This window comes from Streptomyces sp. NPDC047453 (assembly GCF_040643155.1).
Taxonomy (GTDB): Bacteria; Actinomycetota; Actinomycetes; order Streptomycetales; family Streptomycetaceae; genus Streptomyces.
The window spans coordinates 1-15859 of sequence record NZ_JBEYTS010000008.1 but is presented as its reverse complement, the minus strand read 5'-3'; the positions used below and the strand labels follow the sequence as shown (position 1 = coordinate 15859).

Sequence of the window (15859 nt, the reverse complement as noted above, 5' to 3'; positions counted from 1 at the left end):
GGTTTCAGCGTGGAGCCCGACCTGTTCACCGCCGCAAGTGAAGAACGCCAGGAGAAGGACCCGGCCGCGAGTCCCCTGGCAGTCCGGATGCGCCCGCGCACCCTCGACGAGGTGGTGGGCCAGCAGCACCTGCTCAAGCCCGGCTCCCCGCTGCGCCGGCTGGTCGGCGAGGGCGCGGGCGGCCCTGCGGGACCGTCCTCGGTGATCCTGTGGGGTCCGCCCGGCACCGGCAAGACCACCCTGGCGTACGTGGTCTCCAAGGCCACCAACAAGCGCTTCGTGGAGCTGTCGGCGATCACCGCGGGCGTCAAGGAGGTCCGCGCGGTCATCGACGGCGCCCGCCGCGCCTCCGGCGGGTACGGCCAGGAGACCGTCCTCTTCCTGGACGAGATCCACCGTTTCAGCAAGGCCCAGCAGGACTCCCTGCTCCCGGCGGTCGAGAACCGCTGGGTGACCCTGATCGCGGCCACCACGGAGAACCCGTACTTCTCGGTGATCTCCCCGCTGCTCTCCCGCTCGCTCCTGCTCACCCTCGAACCGCTCACCGACGACGACGTGCGCGGTCTGCTCCGCCGCGCCCTCACCGACGAGCGCGGCCTGAGGTCGGCCGTCGGCCTGCCCGAGGACACCGAGAGCCATCTGCTGCGCATCGCCGGCGGCGACGCCCGCCGCGCCCTGACCGCCCTGGAGGCCGCCGCCGGGGCCGCCCTCGACAAGGGCGAGAGCGAGATCGGCCTGACCACCCTCGAGGAGACCGTCGACCGGGCCGCGGTGAAGTACGACCGGGATGGCGACCAGCACTACGACGTCGCCAGCGCCCTGATCAAGTCCATCCGCGGCTCCGACGTCGACGCCGCCCTGCACTACCTGGCCCGGATGATCGAGGCCGGCGAGGACCCCCGGTTCATCGCCCGCCGCCTGATGATCTCCGCCAGTGAGGACATCGGTCTGGCCGATCCGCACGCGCTGCCCACGGCGGTCGCCGCCGCCCAGGCCGTCGCCATGATCGGCTTCCCCGAGGCCGCCCTGACCCTCAGCCACGCCACCATCGCCCTGGCCCTCGCCCCCAAGTCCAACTCGGCGACCACGGCGATCGGCGCCGCCCTGGACGACGTGCGCAAGGGACAGGCCGGACCGGTCCCGCCCCATCTGCGGGACGGGCACTACAAGGGCGCGGCCAAGCTCGGCCACGCGCAGGGGTACGTCTACCCGCACGACCTGCCCGAGGGCATCGCCGCCCAGCAGTACGCGCCGGACGCCCTGAAGGACCGCGAGTACTACTCCCCGGGCCGGCACGGCGCCGAGGCGCGATACGCGGACGCGGTGGAGTGGACCCGCAAGCACCTCGGTCGGAAGCGACCCTGACCGCCCTGTAGACTGCCTGGAAGCGCTGAGTTCCGTGTCCGGAACCCCGAAAGGGGAACCGGCGCCACCAGAGCGGGACATTCAGCCGGAACTCCGCCGTTCCAGGACGGCGGGGATCCAGGAGCGTCGCGCACCGTCGAACGGTGTCGCGGGCAGCCCACCACCACCCGGAGTTCCGGGAACGGTCGGTGGGCCACTCGCGTGCTGCACGTATGTGCCCAGACCAGGGGAGCGGCTGCCCATCGGGCCCGACAGGGATCCGAGGGGTTTCCCCGGCTGCGGATGCGACCTCCCCTAACCCTGGTGAAGCCGTATTCGCACAGAAAAAACGAGGTGTTTGGTTCATGGCGAACCAGTCCCGCCCCAAGGTCAAGAAGTCGCGTGCCCTCGGCATCGCGCTGACCCCGAAGGCCGTCAAGTACTTCGAGGCGCGCCCCTACCCGCCGGGTGAGCACGGCCGTGGCCGCAAGCAGAACTCGGACTACAAGGTCCGTCTGCTGGAGAAGCAGCGTCTGCGCGCTCAGTACGACATCAGCGAGCGCCAGCTCGTCCGCGCCTACGAGCGTGCCGCCAAGACGTCGATGAAGACCGGTGAAGCCCTCGTCATCGACCTCGAGAAGCGCCTTGACGCCCTGGTGCTGCGTTCGGGCATCGCCCGCACGATCTACCAGGCCCGCCAGATGGTCACCCACGGCCACGTCCAGGTCAACGGCAAGAAGGTCGACAAGCCGTCCTTCCAGGTCCGTCCCGACGACGTGGTCCAGGTCCGCGAGCGCAGCCGCGAGAAGACCCTCTTCCAGGTCGCCCGCGAGGGTGGCTTCGCCCCCGACGGCGAGACCCCCCGCTACCTCCAGGTGAACCTCAAGGCCCTGGCGTTCCGCCTGGACCGCGAGCCGAACCGCAAGGAGATCCCGGTGATCTGCGACGAGCAGCTCGTCGTCGAGTACTACGCCCGCTGATCATCGGCAGGCCGTAGCACCATTGCACCACCCCGGCCCGCCGTCTCCCCGCCCTTCCGGGCGGGCGGGACGGCGGGCTCGCTCATGTCCCCGGCGCGCGTGCCAAATCCGGTACGGAGCCCCGCCCTCGGCGCGATAGGCTCGGTGCACGACTTTCTCGATGTACAGGCACGTTTCAGGGAGCGGGTGCGCACAGTGTCCGGTGGAGAGGTGGCCGGGATCCTGGTGGCCGTGTTCTGGGCGATCCTGGTCTCCTTCCTCGCCGTCGCACTGGTGAGGCTGGCCCAGACGCTCAAGGCGACCACCCGGCTCGTGGCGGACGTGACCGACCAGGCCGTTCCGCTGCTGGCCGACGCCTCCCAGGCGGTGCGCTCCGCGCAGAGCCAGATCGACCGCGTCGACGCGATCGCCTCCGACGTCCAGGAGGTCACGTCCAACGCCTCCGCGCTGTCGACCACCGTCGCCTCCACCTTCGGCGGTCCGCTGGTCAAGGTCGCGGCCTTCGGCTACGGCGTGCGCCGGGCGCTCGGCGGCCGCAAGCAGGACGCGCCCGGCAAGACGTCGAGGCGTACCGTGATCGTGGGCCGCACCGTCCCGGCCGCACGGCGGGGGAAGCGGAACAACCGGGAGAAGTAAGGACTAGCGATGTTCCGCCGTACGTTCTGGTTCACCACCGGTGTCGCCGCCGGAGTGTGGGCCACCACCAAGGTCAACCGCAAACTCAGGCAGCTGACCCCCGAGAGCCTCGCCGCGACGGCGGCGACCAAGGCGATTGAGGCGGGTCACCGGCTCAAGGACCGCGCCCTCGGCTTCGCGCTCGACGTCCGCGACAACATGGACCAGCGGGAGGCCGAACTCGGCGAGGCACTGGGACTGAACGCCCCGGTCGACCCGGAACTGCCCCCGTCCAGGCGGTACACCGCCATCGAGAACCGCAATCACCCGAAGTACGTCGAGGGCCCGGCGTCCTCGGAACACCCCTGCACGACGTACTCGTACAACCGGAATGAGGACCACTGATGGAGTCGGCTGAGATCCGCCGCCGCTGGCTGAGCTTCTTCGAGGAGCGCGGGCACACCGTCGTCCCTTCGGCGTCGCTCATCGCGGACGACCCGACTCTGCTCCTCGTCCCGGCCGGCATGGTGCCCTTCAAGCCCTACTTCCTGGGTGAGGTCAAGCCGCCCTTCCCGCGCGCCACCAGCGTGCAGAAGTGCGTGCGCACGCCCGACATCGAAGAGGTCGGCAAGACCACCCGGCACGGCACCTTCTTCCAGATGTGCGGCAACTTCTCCTTCGGCGACTACTTCAAGGAAGGCGCCGTCAAGCTCGCCTGGGAGCTGCTCACCACGCCCCAGGACAAGGGCGGTTACGGCCTGGAGCCGGAGAAGCTCTGGATCACCGTCTACCAGGACGACGACGAGGCCGAGCGGATCTGGCACGAGGTCGTCGGCGTGCCCAAGGAGCGCATCCAGCGCCTGGGCAAGAAGGACAACTTCTGGTCCATGGGCGTTCCCGGCCCGTGCGGCCCCTGCTCCGAGATCAACTACGACCGCGGCCCCGAGTTCGGCGCCGAGGGCGGCCCCGCCGTCAACGACGAGCGGTACGTGGAGATCTGGAACCTCGTCTTCATGCAGTACGAGCGCGGCGAGGGCACCGGCAAGGACAACTTCGAGATCCTCGGCGACCTGCCGAGCCAGAACATCGACACGGGGCTCGGCCTGGAGCGGCTCGCCATGATTCTGCAGGGCGTGCAGAACATGTACGAGATCGACACCTCCCTGGCCGTCATCGACAAGGCCACCGAACTCACCGGTGTCGCCTACGGCGCCGCCCACGACTCGGACGTGTCACTGCGCGTGGTCACCGACCACATGCGCACCGCCACCATGCTCATCGGCGACGGCGTCACCCCCGGCAACGAGGGCCGCGGCTACGTCCTGCGCCGCATCATGCGCCGCGCCATCCGCAACATGCGCCTGCTGGGCGCCACCGGTCCGGTCGTCAAGGACCTGGTCGACGTGGTGATCGGCACGATGGGACAGCAGTACCCCGAGCTGATCACCGACCGCGAGCGGATCGAGAAGGTCGCCCTCGCCGAGGAGGCCGCCTTCCTCAAGACGCTGAAGGCCGGCACCAACATCCTCGACACCGCCGTCACCGAGACCAAGCAGGCCGGTGGCACGGTCCTCTCCGGCGACAAGGCCTTCCTGCTCCACGACACCTGGGGCTTCCCGATCGACCTCACCCTGGAGATGGCCGCCGAGCAGGGCCTGTCCGTGGACGAGGACGGTTTCCGCCGCCTGATGAAGGAGCAGCGGGAGCGGGCCAAGGCCGACGCCCAGGCCAAGAAGACCGGCCACGCCGACCTCGGTGCCTATCGTGAGATCGCCGACTCCGCAGGCGAGACCGACTTCATCGGCTACACCGACACCGAGGGCGAGTCCACGATCGTCGGCATCCTCGTCGACGGCGCCTCCTCCCCGGCCGCCACCGAGGGCGACGAGGTCGAGATCGTCCTCGACCGCACCCCCTTCTACGCCGAGGGCGGCGGCCAGATCGGCGACACCGGCCGCATCAAGGCCGACTCCGGCGCCGTCATCGAGGTCCGCGACTGCCAGAAGCCGGTCCCCGGCGTGTACGTCCACAAGGGCGTCGTCCAGGTCGGCGAGGTCACCGTCGGCGCCAAGGCCCACGCCTCGATCGACTTCCGCCGCCGCAAGGCCATCGCCCGCGCCCACTCCGCCACGCACCTGACCCACCAGGCCCTGCGTGACGCCCTCGGTCCGACGGCCGCCCAGGCCGGCTCCGAGAACCAGCCGGGCCGCTTCCGCTTCGACTTCGGCTCCCCGTCCGCCGTCCCGACGGTCGTGATGACCGACGTCGAGCAGAAGATCAACGAGGTGCTCGCCCGCGATCTGGACGTGCACGCCGAGGTCATGGGCATCGACGAGGCCAAGAAGCAGGGGGCCATCGCCGAGTTCGGCGAGAAGTACGGCGAGCGCGTGCGCGTGGTGACCATCGGTGACTTCTCCAAGGAGCTGTGTGGCGGCACCCACGTGCACAACACCGCCCAGCTGGGCCTGGTGAAGCTGCTCGGCGAGTCGTCGATCGGCTCCGGTGTGCGCCGTATCGAGGCTCTGGTCGGTGTGGACGCCTACAACTTCCTCGCCCGTGAGCACACGGTCGTCGCCCAGCTCCAGGAGCTGATCAAGGGCCGTCCGGAGGAGCTGCCGGAGAAGGTCTCCGCCATGCTCGGCAAGCTGAAGGACGCCGAGAAGGAGATCGAGAAGTTCCGCGCCGAGAAGGTGCTCCAGGCCGCCGCCGGTCTCGCCGAGTCCGCCAAGGACGTCCGCGGTGTGGCCGTCGTCACCGGCCGGGTCCCGGACAGCACCACGCCGGACGACCTGCGCAAGCTGGTACTCGACGTGCGCGGCCGGATCCAGGGCGGCCGGGCCGCCGTGGTCGCCCTGTTCACGGTGAACAACGGCAAGCCGCTCACGGTGATCGCCACCAACGAGGCCGCCCGCGAGCGCGGCCTGAAGGCCGGCGACCTGGTCCGCACGGCCGCCAAGACCCTCGGCGGCGGCGGTGGCGGCAAGCCGGACGTCGCCCAGGGCGGCGGACAGAACCCGGCCGCCGTCGGCGAGGCCGTGGACGCCGTGGAGCGGCTCGTGGCCGAGACGGCGAAGTAGGGCGGCTGAAGCGATGCGCAGAGGACGTCGGCTCGCGATCGACGTCGGGGACGCCCGGATCGGGGTCGCCTCGTGCGACCCCGACGGGATCCTCGCCACCCCGGTGGAGACGGTCCCCGGCCGGGACGTCCCCGCGGCACACCGCCGGCTCGGGCAACTCGTCGCGGAGTACGAGCCGATCGAGGTCGTCGTCGGCCTCCCACGCTCCCTCAAGGGGGGCGAGGGCCCGGCCGCGGTCAAGGTCCGCGCCTTCGCCGGCGAGCTGGCCAAGGGCATCGCCCCGGTGCCGGTCCGCCTGGTGGACGAGCGGATGACCACGGTGACGGCCAGTCAGGGACTGCGCGCCTCCGGGGTGAAATCCAAGAAGGGACGCTCCGTGATCGACCAGGCCGCGGCCGTCATCATCCTCCAGCAAGCCCTCGAATCCGAACGAGCGTCAGGGAAAGTACCCGGCGAGGGCGTCGAAGTGGTCATCTGATCGCGATACGGTAACGTTCCGCGCGATGCGCCTGCGTTCGAACACACGACGCACAGAAAGAGGCGGAACGGAAGCCGGGGCACACGGCCGTGTGACCGCCGCCTCGCGGCTCTAGGGGATCGATGACTGAGTATGGCCGGGGTCCAGGCCCCGAACCGTGGCATCCGGAGGACCCGTTGTACGGGGACGGCGGATGGGGAGGACAGCAGGCCCACGCGGGCCCGCAGTCCCCCCACGGGGGTGGGCCGCAGCACCATCCGCAGCAGCCGCAGCAACAGCAGTACGGCGACTGGGGTCAGCAGCAGCCCGGCTACGACGGGCAGTACCAGCAGCAGCCCTACGGCAACCAGGGCCAGCAGCACTACGACCCGCAGGGTCAGCAGCACTACGGTCAGCAGGGTCAGCAGCAGTACGACCCTCGGTACGGGGCACACCCCCAGCAGCAGGGCTACGGCCAGGGCGGATGGGACGGCGCCGACGGGCAGCAGCAGCCGGTCTACCCCGGAGACCCGTACGGCCGGCAGGCCGCGGCCTACGGCGCGCAGCAGCCCGATCCGTACGGCACCCCCGAGGCCTACCCGCCGCCGGAGCCGCCGAGCCGCCGGCGCGCCGAGCCGGAGCCGCGGCCGGACTGGGACCCGGATCCCGAGGCCGTCCAGGAAGACCACGCGTTCTTCGCGGGTGACGGCGAGGACGACGAAGACGGCGACGATCCGAACGAGGGCCGGGGGCGGGGCGACCGCAAGGGCCGCGGCGGCAAGGGCAAGGAAAAGAAGCGCCGCAGCGGCTGTGCCTGCCTGGTGGTCGCCCTGGTGTTCGGCGGAGGTACGGCCGGAGTCGTCTACTACGGCTACCAGTTCTACCAGGATCGTTTCGGCGCAGCCCCGGACTACGCGGGCGACGGAATCAACGAGATGGTGACCGTCGAAATCCCCAAGGGCGCGGGCGGCTACGACATCGGCCGGGCGCTGAAGGCGGCAGGCGTGGTCAAGAGCGTCGACGCCTTCGTGGCGGCGCAGTCGCAGGTCCCCAATGGGGGGCAGATCCAGGCGGGCGCCTATCTGCTGAAGAAGCAGATGTCCGCGGCGAGCGCGGTGACCATGATGCTCGACCCCAAGAGCCAGAGTAATGTTCTGGTCAAGCCGGGCGAACGCAATGTCCTGGTCTACGAGGACATCGACAAGCGGCTGGAACTGGCCGCCGGTACCACGCAGAAGATCGCCGCGAAGCAGTACAAGGACCTCGGCCTGCCCAAGTGGGCCCAGAACAACAGCCAGATCAAGGATCCGCTGGAGGGCTTCCTCTACCCGGGCACGTATGCCGCGGCCAAGGGAATGAAGCCCGAGGCGGTCCTGAAGGAAATGGTCAAGCAGGCCGACGAGGCCTACATCCGGTACAAGCTCGCCGACAAGGCGAAGGCACTGAACCTGGACGACCCGTTCCAGCTCGTCACGGTCGCGAGCCTGGTCCAGGCCGAGGGCAAGACGCACGACGACTTCCGCAAGATGGCGGAAGTGATCTACAACCGCCTGAAGCCGACCAACACCGAGACCATGCAGTTGCTGCAGTTCGACTCGACCTTCAATTACCTGAAGGGCCAGAGCAACATCCACATCAGCGAAAAAGAGATCAACAGCAACCAGGACCCGTACAACACATACACCCACAAGGGCCTTCCGCCCGGTCCGATCGGAAACCCCGGCGACGATGCGCTGAAGGCGACATTGAATCCGACCGAGGACGGCTGGATCTATTTCGTGGCGACCGACGGCGCGCACAAGACCGAATTCGCCAGGAACTACGCCGATTTCCAGAAGCTCAAGGACAAGTTCAATGCCACCAAGGGCAACTGACGCCCGTCGGGCGGCTGTGCTCGGTTCGCCGATCGCCCACTCGCTCTCCCCGGTGCTGCACCGGGCGGCGTACGCGGAGCTGGGGCTCGTGAACTGGTCGTACGAACGGTTCGAGATCGACGAGGCAGGCCTGCCCTCGTTCTTCGAGGGTCTGGGACCCGAGTGGGCCGGGCTGTCGCTGACCATGCCGCTGAAGCGGGCGGTCATCCCGCTGCTCGACGAGATCAGCGACACCGCCGCGTCCGTCGAGGCGGTCAACACGGTCGTGTTCACCGCGGACGGCCGCCGGGTCGGGGACAACACCGATGTGCCGGGCATGGTCGCGGCCCTGCGCGAGCACGGCATCGAGCAGGTCGGCTCGGCGGCGATCCTCGGAGCCGGCGCCACTGCCTCCTCCGCGCTGGCCGCGCTCGCCCGCGTCTGCACCGGCGAGGTCGTCGCCTACGTCCGCAGCGAGGCCCGCGCGGCCGAGATGCGGGAGTGGGGTGAGCGGCTGGACGTCGAGGTCCGCACGGCGGACTGGGCGGACGCCGCGCAGGCCCTGAAGGCGCCACTGGTGATCGCCACCACCCCGGCCGGAACGACGGACGCGCTCGCCGACGCCGTACCCGGACGGCCCACCACCCTCTTCGACGTCCTCTACGACCCGTGGCCCACGCCGCTGGCGGCCCGCTGGTCCATGGCCGGCGGCGCCGTCGTCGGCGGCCTCGACCTGCTGGTGCACCAGGCGGTCCTCCAGGTCGAGCAGATGACGGGCCACAGCCCGGCCCCCCTGCACGCCATGCGCGCAGCGGGCGAGAAGGCCCTCGCGGCCCGCTGACCAGGGAGCATCCGCTCCGGCGCAGGAGCGCCGGCCCTCGCGGCCCGGATGGCCCACTCGCCGTGTGCCCGTGACGGGCCGACGGGAGTGCGTGACATGCCGGTGCCGCGGGGCGGGCCTGTGCGCCGGGCGTCCGACTGCTGGACCGGCGACCGGGGCCGGCGTCCGGACGTGGGAGGATCGGAGGTGGCGGGCCAGGGCCGCGCACCCGGTCGCGCCGTCGCAGTTCCAGGCGCGAGCATGAGGAGCACCGTTGAGCAGGTTGCGCTGGCTGACCGCGGGGGAGTCCCACGGCCCCGCACTCGTCGCCACGCTGGAGGGCCTTCCCGCCGGCGTGCCCATCACCACGGAGATGGTGGCGGACCACCTCGCACGGCGGCGCCTGGGCTATGGACGCGGTGCCCGGATGAAGTTCGAGCGGGACGAGGTCACCTTCCTCGGCGGCGTCCGGCACGGCCTCACCATCGGCTCCCCGGTGGCGATCATGGTGGGCAACACCGAGTGGCCCAAGTGGGAGAAGGTCATGGCCGCCGACCCGGTCGACCCGGCGGAGCTGGCCGAGCTCGCGCGCAACGCGCCGCTGACCCGGCCCCGGCCCGGGCACGCCGATCTGGCGGGCATGCAGAAGTACGGCTTCGACGAGGCCCGGCCGGTGCTGGAGCGGGCCTCCGCGCGCGAGACCGCGGCCCGTGTCGCGCTGGGCGCCGTGGCCCGGTCGTACCTGAAGGAGACCGCCGGCATCGAGATCGTCAGCCACGTCGTCGAACTGGCCGCGGCCAAGGCGCCCTACGGCGTGTACCCGAACCCGGCGGACGTCGAGAAGCTGGACGCGGACCCGGTGCGCTGCCTGGACGCGGACGCCTCCAAGGCGATGGTCGCGGAGATCGACCAGGCCCACAAGGACGGCGACACGCTCGGCGGCGTGGTGGAGGTGCTGGCGTACGGCGTGCCGGTGGGCCTGGGCTCCCACGTGCACTGGGACCGGCGGCTCGACGCCCGGCTCGCGGCCGCGCTCATGGGCATCCAGGCGATCAAGGGCGTCGAGGTCGGCGACGGCTTCGACCTGGCCCGGGTGCCCGGCTCTCAGGCGCACGACGAGATCGTCACCACCGACGAGGGCATCCGGCGCGCCACGGGCCGCTCCGGCGGCACCGAGGGCGGGCTGACCACGGGCGAGCTGCTGCGGGTGCGCGCCGCGATGAAGCCGATCGCGACCGTACCGCGGGCCCTGCGGACCGTGGACGTCTCCACCGGCGAGTCCGCGCAGGCCCACCACCAGCGCTCCGACGTGTGCGCGGTGCCGGCCGCCGGCATCGTGGCCGAGGCCATGGTGGCCCTCGTCCTCGCCGACGCCGTCGCGGAGAAGTTCGGCGGCGACAGCGTGCCCGAGACCCGCCGCAACGTGCGGTCCTACCTCGAGAACCTGGCGATCCGGTGAGCGCCGAGCCGGTCGTCGTCCTGGTCGGACCCATGGGCGTCGGCAAGTCCACCGTCGGGCGGATGCTGGCCGACCGTCTCGGGATCGCCTACCGGGACGTCGACGACGACATCGTCGCGGAGCAGGGCCGCACCATCGCCGAGATCTTCGTCGACGAGGGCGAGCCGTTCTTCCGCGCCGTCGAGAAGGAGGCGGTGCGCCGGGCGCTCGCCGGGCACGACGGCGTACTGGCCCTCGGCGGCGGAGCGATCCTGGACCCGGACACACGGGCGCTGATCGCCCGACTGCCGGTCCTGTACCTGTCGATGGACGTCGAGGAGGCCGTCAGGCGCACCGGCCTGAACGTGGCCCGCCCGCTGCTCGCCGTGAACCCGCGCAAGCAGTGGCGCGAGTTGATGGAGGCCCGGCGGCACCTGTACGAGGAGGTCGCCACCGCGGTTGTGCCGACCGACGGGCGCACCCCTGAAGAGGTCACCCAAGCCGCCCTGGGCGCACTGGAGTTGAAGGAAGCATGAGCGAGTCGGTCACGCGGATCCACATCGCCGGCACGGCCGGCACCGAGGCGTACGACGTCCTGGTGGGCCGCCGGCTCCTCGGTGAACTCACCGGCCTGGTCGGCGAGAAGGCCAAACGGGTCGCCGTGATCCACCCCGAGGCGCTCGCCGAGACCGGGGACGCGCTCCGCGCCGACCTGGCCGAGCAGGGCTACGAGGCCGTCGCCATCCAGGTGCCGAACGCGGAGGAGGCCAAGACCGCGGAGGTCGCCGCCTACTGCTGGAAGGCGCTCGGCCAGTGCGGGTTCACCCGCACCGACGTCATCGTGGGCGTGGGCGGCGGCGCCACCACCGACCTGGCCGGATTCGTGGCCGCGACCTGGCTGCGCGGGGTGCGCTGGATCGCCGTCCCGACCACCGTGCTGGCCATGGTGGACGCGGCCGTCGGCGGCAAGACCGGCATCAACACCGCCGAGGGCAAGAACCTCGTGGGCGCCTTCCACCCGCCCGCGGGCGTGCTGTGCGACCTGGCCGCGCTGGACTCCCTCCCGGTCAACGACTACGTCTCCGGGCTCGCGGAGGTCATCAAGGCCGGCTTCATCGCCGACCCGGTGATCCTCGACCTGATCGAGTCCGACCCCGAGGCCGCCCGCACCCCGGCCGGCCCGCACACCGCCGAACTCGTCGAGCGGTCCATCAGGGTCAAGGCGGACGTCGTCTCCGCCGACCTGAAGGAGTCGGGCCTGCGGGAGATCCTCAACTACGGCCACACGCTGGGCCACGCGATCGAGAAGAACGAGCGGTACAAGTGGCGGCACGGCGCCGCGGTCGCCGTCGGCATGCACTTCGCCGCCGAACTCGGGCGTCTGGCGGGCCGGTTGGACGACGCCACGGCCGACCGCCACCGTACGGTCCTCGAATCGGTGGGCCTGCCGCTGCACTACCGCTACGACCAGTGGCCCAAGCTGCTGGAGACGATGAAGGTCGACAAGAAGTCCCGCGGCGACCTGCTGCGCTTCATCGTCCTGGACGGCCTTGCCAAGCCCACCGTCCTGGAGGGTCCCGACCCGGCCGTACTCCTCGCCGCGTACGGCGAGGTCGGGCAGTAAGTCCCACCGAACGGCATCCGCCCCGTTCTGCCTGCCGCGACGGGCACTTCGGACCGCGCCCGGCCGTTCACCATATGGCGGCCGGGGACGGTACCGTTCGGTAGGCGGCGGGGCTCGGACCCGCTGCCGGCGCCAATTGCCCCGTACGAGACGGAGTCGCACCGGATGCAGCACGCAGTGGGTCCACCGCTGCCGCCGCCCCGCCAGCCGGGGCACGGACCGGCCGCCGGCTGGGCGCCGGCCGCACATCACCTGGGGCCGCGGCACCCGGGGGCGCCCCAGGGCCCCGCGCCCGTGCCTTCGCCGCCTCCGGCATCGGGCCATCCCGGCGCCCCGACACCGCAACCGCCGGGCCCGCCCCCGTCGGCGCCGCATCCCCAGACTCCGCGTCCTCAGGGTCCGCCTCCGTCGGTGCCACGCCCGCAGAGCCCGCGTCCTCAGGGTCCGCCCCCGTTGGTGCCGCACCCGCAGAGCCCGCATCCTCAAGGGCCGCCTCCGTCGGCGCCCCACCCCCAGAGCCCCCATCAGTCGGCCCCCGCGATGCCGCCGTCCGCCGTGCCGCACGCGCCGGATGCCACCGGCCATGTCCGGCTGCCGCCGGGCGGTCCGGTCGGCATGCCCAGCGTGCCGCCGGCCCAGACCGCGCCCGACCCGACGACCACCACGCTGGCGGTGCTGCTGATCGGGCCGGCGGGCGCGGGCAAGACGAGCGTCGCCAAGTACTGGGCCGACCACCGCCGCGTGCCCACCGCGCACATCAGCCTCGACGACGTCCGCGAGTGGGTCCGCTCCGGCTTCGCCGACCCGCAGTCGGGCTGGAACGACCACTCCGAGGCGCAGTACCGCCTCGCCCGCCGCACCTGCGGCTTCGCCGCCCGCAACTTCCTCGCCAACGGCATCTCGTGCATCCTCGACGACGCCGTCTTCCCCGACCGCCCGGTGGTCGGGCTCGGCGGCTGGAAGCGCCACGTCGGCCCCGGCCTGCTCCCGGTCGTGCTGCTGCCCGGCCTGGACATCGTCCTGGAGCGCAACGCCGAGCGATCCGGAAACCGCCGGCTGACCGACGAGGAGGTCGCCCGCATCCACGGCCGCATGGCCGGCTGGTACGGATCCGGCCTCCCCATCATCGACAACTCCCAACTCGACGTCCCGGCCACGGCCAGAGTCCTGGACGAGGTCCTGTCCCGCGCCATCGCCAGCCCCCCGAACTGGTAGGACGCGGCCGCGCCTGTCGGGCCCGGGCAGGCGGCCCGACCGCCGGATTACGGCCCCCGGCGCTCCGAAGCCGGGATCCGGCAGACCCACTCGGACCTCTCGAACGGCGATATTGAGCCATGACTCTTACGCTCGGTTCATGTCAGAGGTGTACGCGGCCCGCCGGACCCGGCTGAGGGAGCGCTGCAACGCGGGCGGCAGCGCGGCGGCGCTGGTGACTCGTCCCGCCAATGTGCGGTACCTCGCGGGGGCGGCCCCGCAGGGTGCCGTCCTGCTTCTCGGAAGGCGCGAGGACCTGCTGGTGTGCCAGAGCCCACCGGACGACCGGCCCTGCGAGGACCGCCCCGACGAGGCGCTGCAGGTACAGGTCCTGCCCCAACCCCCCGGCGGCGACGCGGCCGTCGCCGCCGCCGACCACGCCCGGACCCAGGGCGCCGACTCGCTCGCCGTGGAGGAGCACCACCTCACGGTGGCCCGCTACCGCGCCCTAGGCTCGGTGGCGCCCCAGCTGCGCCTGGCCGACCTGGGCGGCGCGGTCGAGCAACTCCGCGTCGTCAAGGACGAGGAGGAGATCTCCTGTCTGAGAATCGGTGCCGAGATCGCCGACCAGGCCCTGGGCGAGCTGCTGGAGTCCATCCTGGTCGGCCGCACCGAGCGCCATCTCGCCCTGGAGCTGGAGCGGCGGCTCGTCGACCACGGCGCCGACGGACCCGCCTTCCCGACCTCCGTGGCCACCGGCCCGAACTCCGGCCGCCGCGGCCACCGGCCCACCGACCGGCGGGTCGAGGAGGGCGACTTCCTCACGGTGTGCCTGGGCGCCGCCTACCGCGGCTACCGCTGCGAGATCGGCCGCACCTTCGTGATCGGCACATCTCCGGCGGACTGGCAGATCCAGCTCTACGACCTGGTCTTCGCAGCCCAGCGCGCCGGACGGGAGGCCCTGGCCCCCGGCGCCGTCTACCGCGACGTGGACCGCGCCGCACGCCAGGTACTGGACTCGGCCGGGTTCGCCGAGGGCCTGCAACCCCTCACCGGGCACGGGGTCGGACTCGAAATCGACGAGGACCCGCAGCTGGCCCCTTCAGCCATGGGTAAACTGGACGCTTGCGTGCCGGTCACCGTCGAACCGGGGGTTCACCTCCCGGGCCGGGGCGGTGTCCGGATCGATGACACGCTCGTCGTGCGCCCCGAGGCGGACGGCGGACCCGAGCTACTCACCATCACGACCAAGGAGCTCCTCGCGCTCTAGCCTCGCGCTGTGCGCCTGCCCCCGGTCGTACGTCAGTCCAGGAGATTCCGCAACCGTGGCTTCCACGAACGACCTCAAGAACGGCATGGTGCTCAAGCTCGAAGGCGGCCAGCTGTGGTCCGTCGTCGAGTTCCAGCACGTCAAGCCCGGCAAGGGCCCGGCCTTCGTGCGCACCAAGCTCAAGAACGTGCTCTCCGGGAAGACCGTCGACAAGACGTTCAACGCCGGCGTCAAGGTCGAAACGGCCACCGTCGACAAGCGTGACATGCAGTTCTCCTACATGGACGGCGACTACTTCGTCTTCATGGACATGGAGACCTACGACCAGCTGCACATCGAGCGCAAGGTCGTCGGCGACACCGCCAACTTCCTGATCGAGGGCTTCGAGGCCACCGTCGCCCAGCACGAGGGCGAGGTGCTCTTCGTCGAGCTGCCGGCCGCTGTCGAGCTGACCGTCGCCGAGACCGAGCCGGGCGTCCAGGGCGACCGCTCCACCGGTGGCACCAAGCCCGCCACCCTGGAGACCGGCCACCAGATCCAGGTCCCGCTCTTCATCACCACCGGTGAGAAGATCAAGGTCGACACCCGTACGAGCGACTACCTCGGCCGGGTGAACAGCTAACCGTGGCCGCCCGCAATACGGCCCGCAAGCGTGCCTTCCAGATCCTCTTCGAGGGTGACCAGCGCGGCGCCGACGTCCTGACGGTCCTCGCTGACTGGATCCGGCTCTCCCGGACGGACACCCGACAGCCACCGGTGAGCGAGTACACGATGCAGCTCGTCGAGGGCTACGCGGAGCGCGCGATCCGGATCGACGAACTCATCGCGCAGTACGCGGTCGGCTGGACGCTCGACCGTATGCCGGTCGTCGACCGCAACATCCTGCGGCTCGGCGCGTACGAGCTGATCTGGGCCGACGAGACCCCGGACGCCGTCGTGCTGGACGAGATGGTGCAGCTGGCGAAGGAGTTCTCGACGGACGAGTCGCCCTCGTTCGTCAACGGCCTGCTGGGCCGTCTGAAGGAGCTCAAGCCCTCCCTCCGCCGCGACCAGGTGTGAGAGGGGCCCGGCCTGCAGCCGGTGCCCGCACGGACGCCGAGGGGCCCCCCGCACCAGAGCCCCCCCCCCCGCGCCCCGCCGGGCCCCCCCCGCCCCCGGCCCCCCCGCCCCGGGCCAACCCCCCCCCC

The 15859-nt window shown here is 71.2% G+C and carries 15 protein-coding genes; all 15 read left to right on the top strand.

The window, feature by feature from the left end; translation table 11 throughout:
* The first annotated feature begins 9 nt into the window (after positions 1-9).
* The 15 genes from ABZ818_RS10045 (at position 10) to nusB (ending at position 15731) form a co-directional block, all read left to right on the top strand.
* Positions 10-1365 carry a replication-associated recombination protein A gene (locus ABZ818_RS10045; protein WP_361412736.1) on the top strand — a complete coding sequence of 452 codons (1356 nt, stop codon included), beginning with the start codon at positions 10-12 and terminating at the stop codon, positions 1363-1365.
* A 344-nt stretch (positions 1366-1709) separates the two neighbouring features.
* The gene (rpsD, locus tag ABZ818_RS10040) at positions 1710-2324 is read left to right on the top strand and encodes a 30S ribosomal protein S4 (protein WP_361412735.1); all 615 of its coding nucleotides are present in this window, start codon (positions 1710-1712) and stop codon (positions 2322-2324) included.
* A gap of 195 nt (positions 2325-2519) precedes the next feature.
* Entirely contained in the window at positions 2520-2960 is a 441-nt protein-coding gene (locus ABZ818_RS10035; protein ID WP_361412734.1) for a DUF948 domain-containing protein, read from the top strand.
* A 9-nt stretch (positions 2961-2969) separates the two neighbouring features.
* Positions 2970-3344: a hypothetical protein gene (locus ABZ818_RS10030; RefSeq protein WP_361412733.1), complete on the top strand. Its 375-nt coding sequence runs from the start codon at positions 2970-2972 to the stop codon at positions 3342-3344.
* The gene (gene alaS / locus ABZ818_RS10025; RefSeq protein ID WP_361412732.1) at positions 3344-6016 is read left to right on the top strand and encodes an alanine--tRNA ligase; all 2673 of its coding nucleotides are present in this window, start codon (positions 3344-3346) and stop codon (positions 6014-6016) included. Before ABZ818_RS10030 ends, alaS begins: the two co-directional genes overlap by 1 nt.
* A 13-nt stretch (positions 6017-6029) precedes the next feature.
* A complete protein-coding gene (ruvX, locus tag ABZ818_RS10020; protein WP_361412731.1) occupies positions 6030-6494 on the top strand; it encodes a Holliday junction resolvase RuvX in 465 nt (154 codons plus the stop codon).
* Between the two features lie 122 nt (positions 6495-6616).
* Positions 6617-8347, top strand: a complete 1731-nt coding sequence (gene mltG / locus ABZ818_RS10015) for an endolytic transglycosylase MltG (RefSeq protein WP_361412730.1) — start codon at positions 6617-6619, stop codon at positions 8345-8347.
* Positions 8328-9167, top strand: a complete 840-nt coding sequence (locus ABZ818_RS10010; protein ID WP_361412729.1) for a shikimate dehydrogenase — start codon at positions 8328-8330, stop codon at positions 9165-9167. Before mltG ends, ABZ818_RS10010 begins: the two co-directional genes overlap by 20 nt.
* A gap of 253 nt (positions 9168-9420) precedes the next feature.
* A complete protein-coding gene (gene aroC, locus ABZ818_RS10005) occupies positions 9421-10605 on the top strand; it encodes a chorismate synthase (RefSeq protein ID WP_361412728.1) in 1185 nt (394 codons plus the stop codon).
* Positions 10602-11120: a shikimate kinase gene (locus tag ABZ818_RS10000; protein WP_361412727.1), complete on the top strand. Its 519-nt coding sequence runs from the start codon at positions 10602-10604 to the stop codon at positions 11118-11120. The genes aroC and ABZ818_RS10000 overlap by 4 nt, the downstream gene beginning before the upstream one ends.
* Complete coding sequence (aroB, locus tag ABZ818_RS09995; protein WP_225076247.1) at positions 11117-12208, top strand: 3-dehydroquinate synthase; 1092 nt, start codon at positions 11117-11119, stop codon at positions 12206-12208. The genes ABZ818_RS10000 and aroB overlap by 4 nt, the downstream gene beginning before the upstream one ends.
* Positions 12209-12373: 165 nt before the next feature.
* Positions 12374-13423: an AAA family ATPase gene (locus tag ABZ818_RS09990; RefSeq protein WP_361412726.1), complete on the top strand. Its 1050-nt coding sequence runs from the start codon at positions 12374-12376 to the stop codon at positions 13421-13423.
* 139 nt (positions 13424-13562) lie between these two features.
* Complete coding sequence (locus ABZ818_RS09985; protein ID WP_361412725.1) at positions 13563-14672, top strand: aminopeptidase P family protein; 1110 nt, start codon at positions 13563-13565, stop codon at positions 14670-14672.
* A 55-nt stretch (positions 14673-14727) separates the two neighbouring features.
* Positions 14728-15294: an elongation factor P gene (gene efp, locus ABZ818_RS09980; RefSeq protein ID WP_361412724.1), complete on the top strand. Its 567-nt coding sequence runs from the start codon at positions 14728-14730 to the stop codon at positions 15292-15294.
* A 2-nt stretch (positions 15295-15296) separates the two neighbouring features.
* Positions 15297-15731: a transcription antitermination factor NusB gene (gene nusB, locus ABZ818_RS09975; protein ID WP_361412723.1), complete on the top strand. Its 435-nt coding sequence runs from the start codon at positions 15297-15299 to the stop codon at positions 15729-15731.
* Positions 15732-15859 lie beyond the last annotated feature (128 nt).

Bases quoted from the DNA above. Each gene is read 5' to 3' on its own strand.
- rpsD (WP_361412735.1), top strand. From the start codon at position 1,710: ATGGCGAACCAGTCCCGCCCCAAGGTCAAGAAGTCGCGTGCCCTCGGC.
- ABZ818_RS10030 (WP_361412733.1), top strand. From the start codon at position 2,970: ATGTTCCGCCGTACGTTCTGGTTCACCACCGGTGTCGCCGCCGGAGTG.
- alaS (WP_361412732.1), top strand. From the start codon at position 3,344: ATGGAGTCGGCTGAGATCCGCCGCCGCTGGCTGAGCTTCTTCGAGGAG.
- ruvX (WP_361412731.1), top strand. From the start codon at position 6,030: ATGCGCAGAGGACGTCGGCTCGCGATCGACGTCGGGGACGCCCGGATC.
- mltG (WP_361412730.1), top strand. From the start codon at position 6,617: ATGACTGAGTATGGCCGGGGTCCAGGCCCCGAACCGTGGCATCCGGAG.
- ABZ818_RS10010 (WP_361412729.1), top strand. From the start codon at position 8,328: ATGCCACCAAGGGCAACTGACGCCCGTCGGGCGGCTGTGCTCGGTTCG.
- aroB (WP_225076247.1), top strand. From the start codon at position 11,117: ATGAGCGAGTCGGTCACGCGGATCCACATCGCCGGCACGGCCGGCACC.
- ABZ818_RS09990 (WP_361412726.1), top strand. From the start codon at position 12,374: ATGCAGCACGCAGTGGGTCCACCGCTGCCGCCGCCCCGCCAGCCGGGG.
- ABZ818_RS09985 (WP_361412725.1), top strand. From the start codon at position 13,563: ATGTCAGAGGTGTACGCGGCCCGCCGGACCCGGCTGAGGGAGCGCTGC.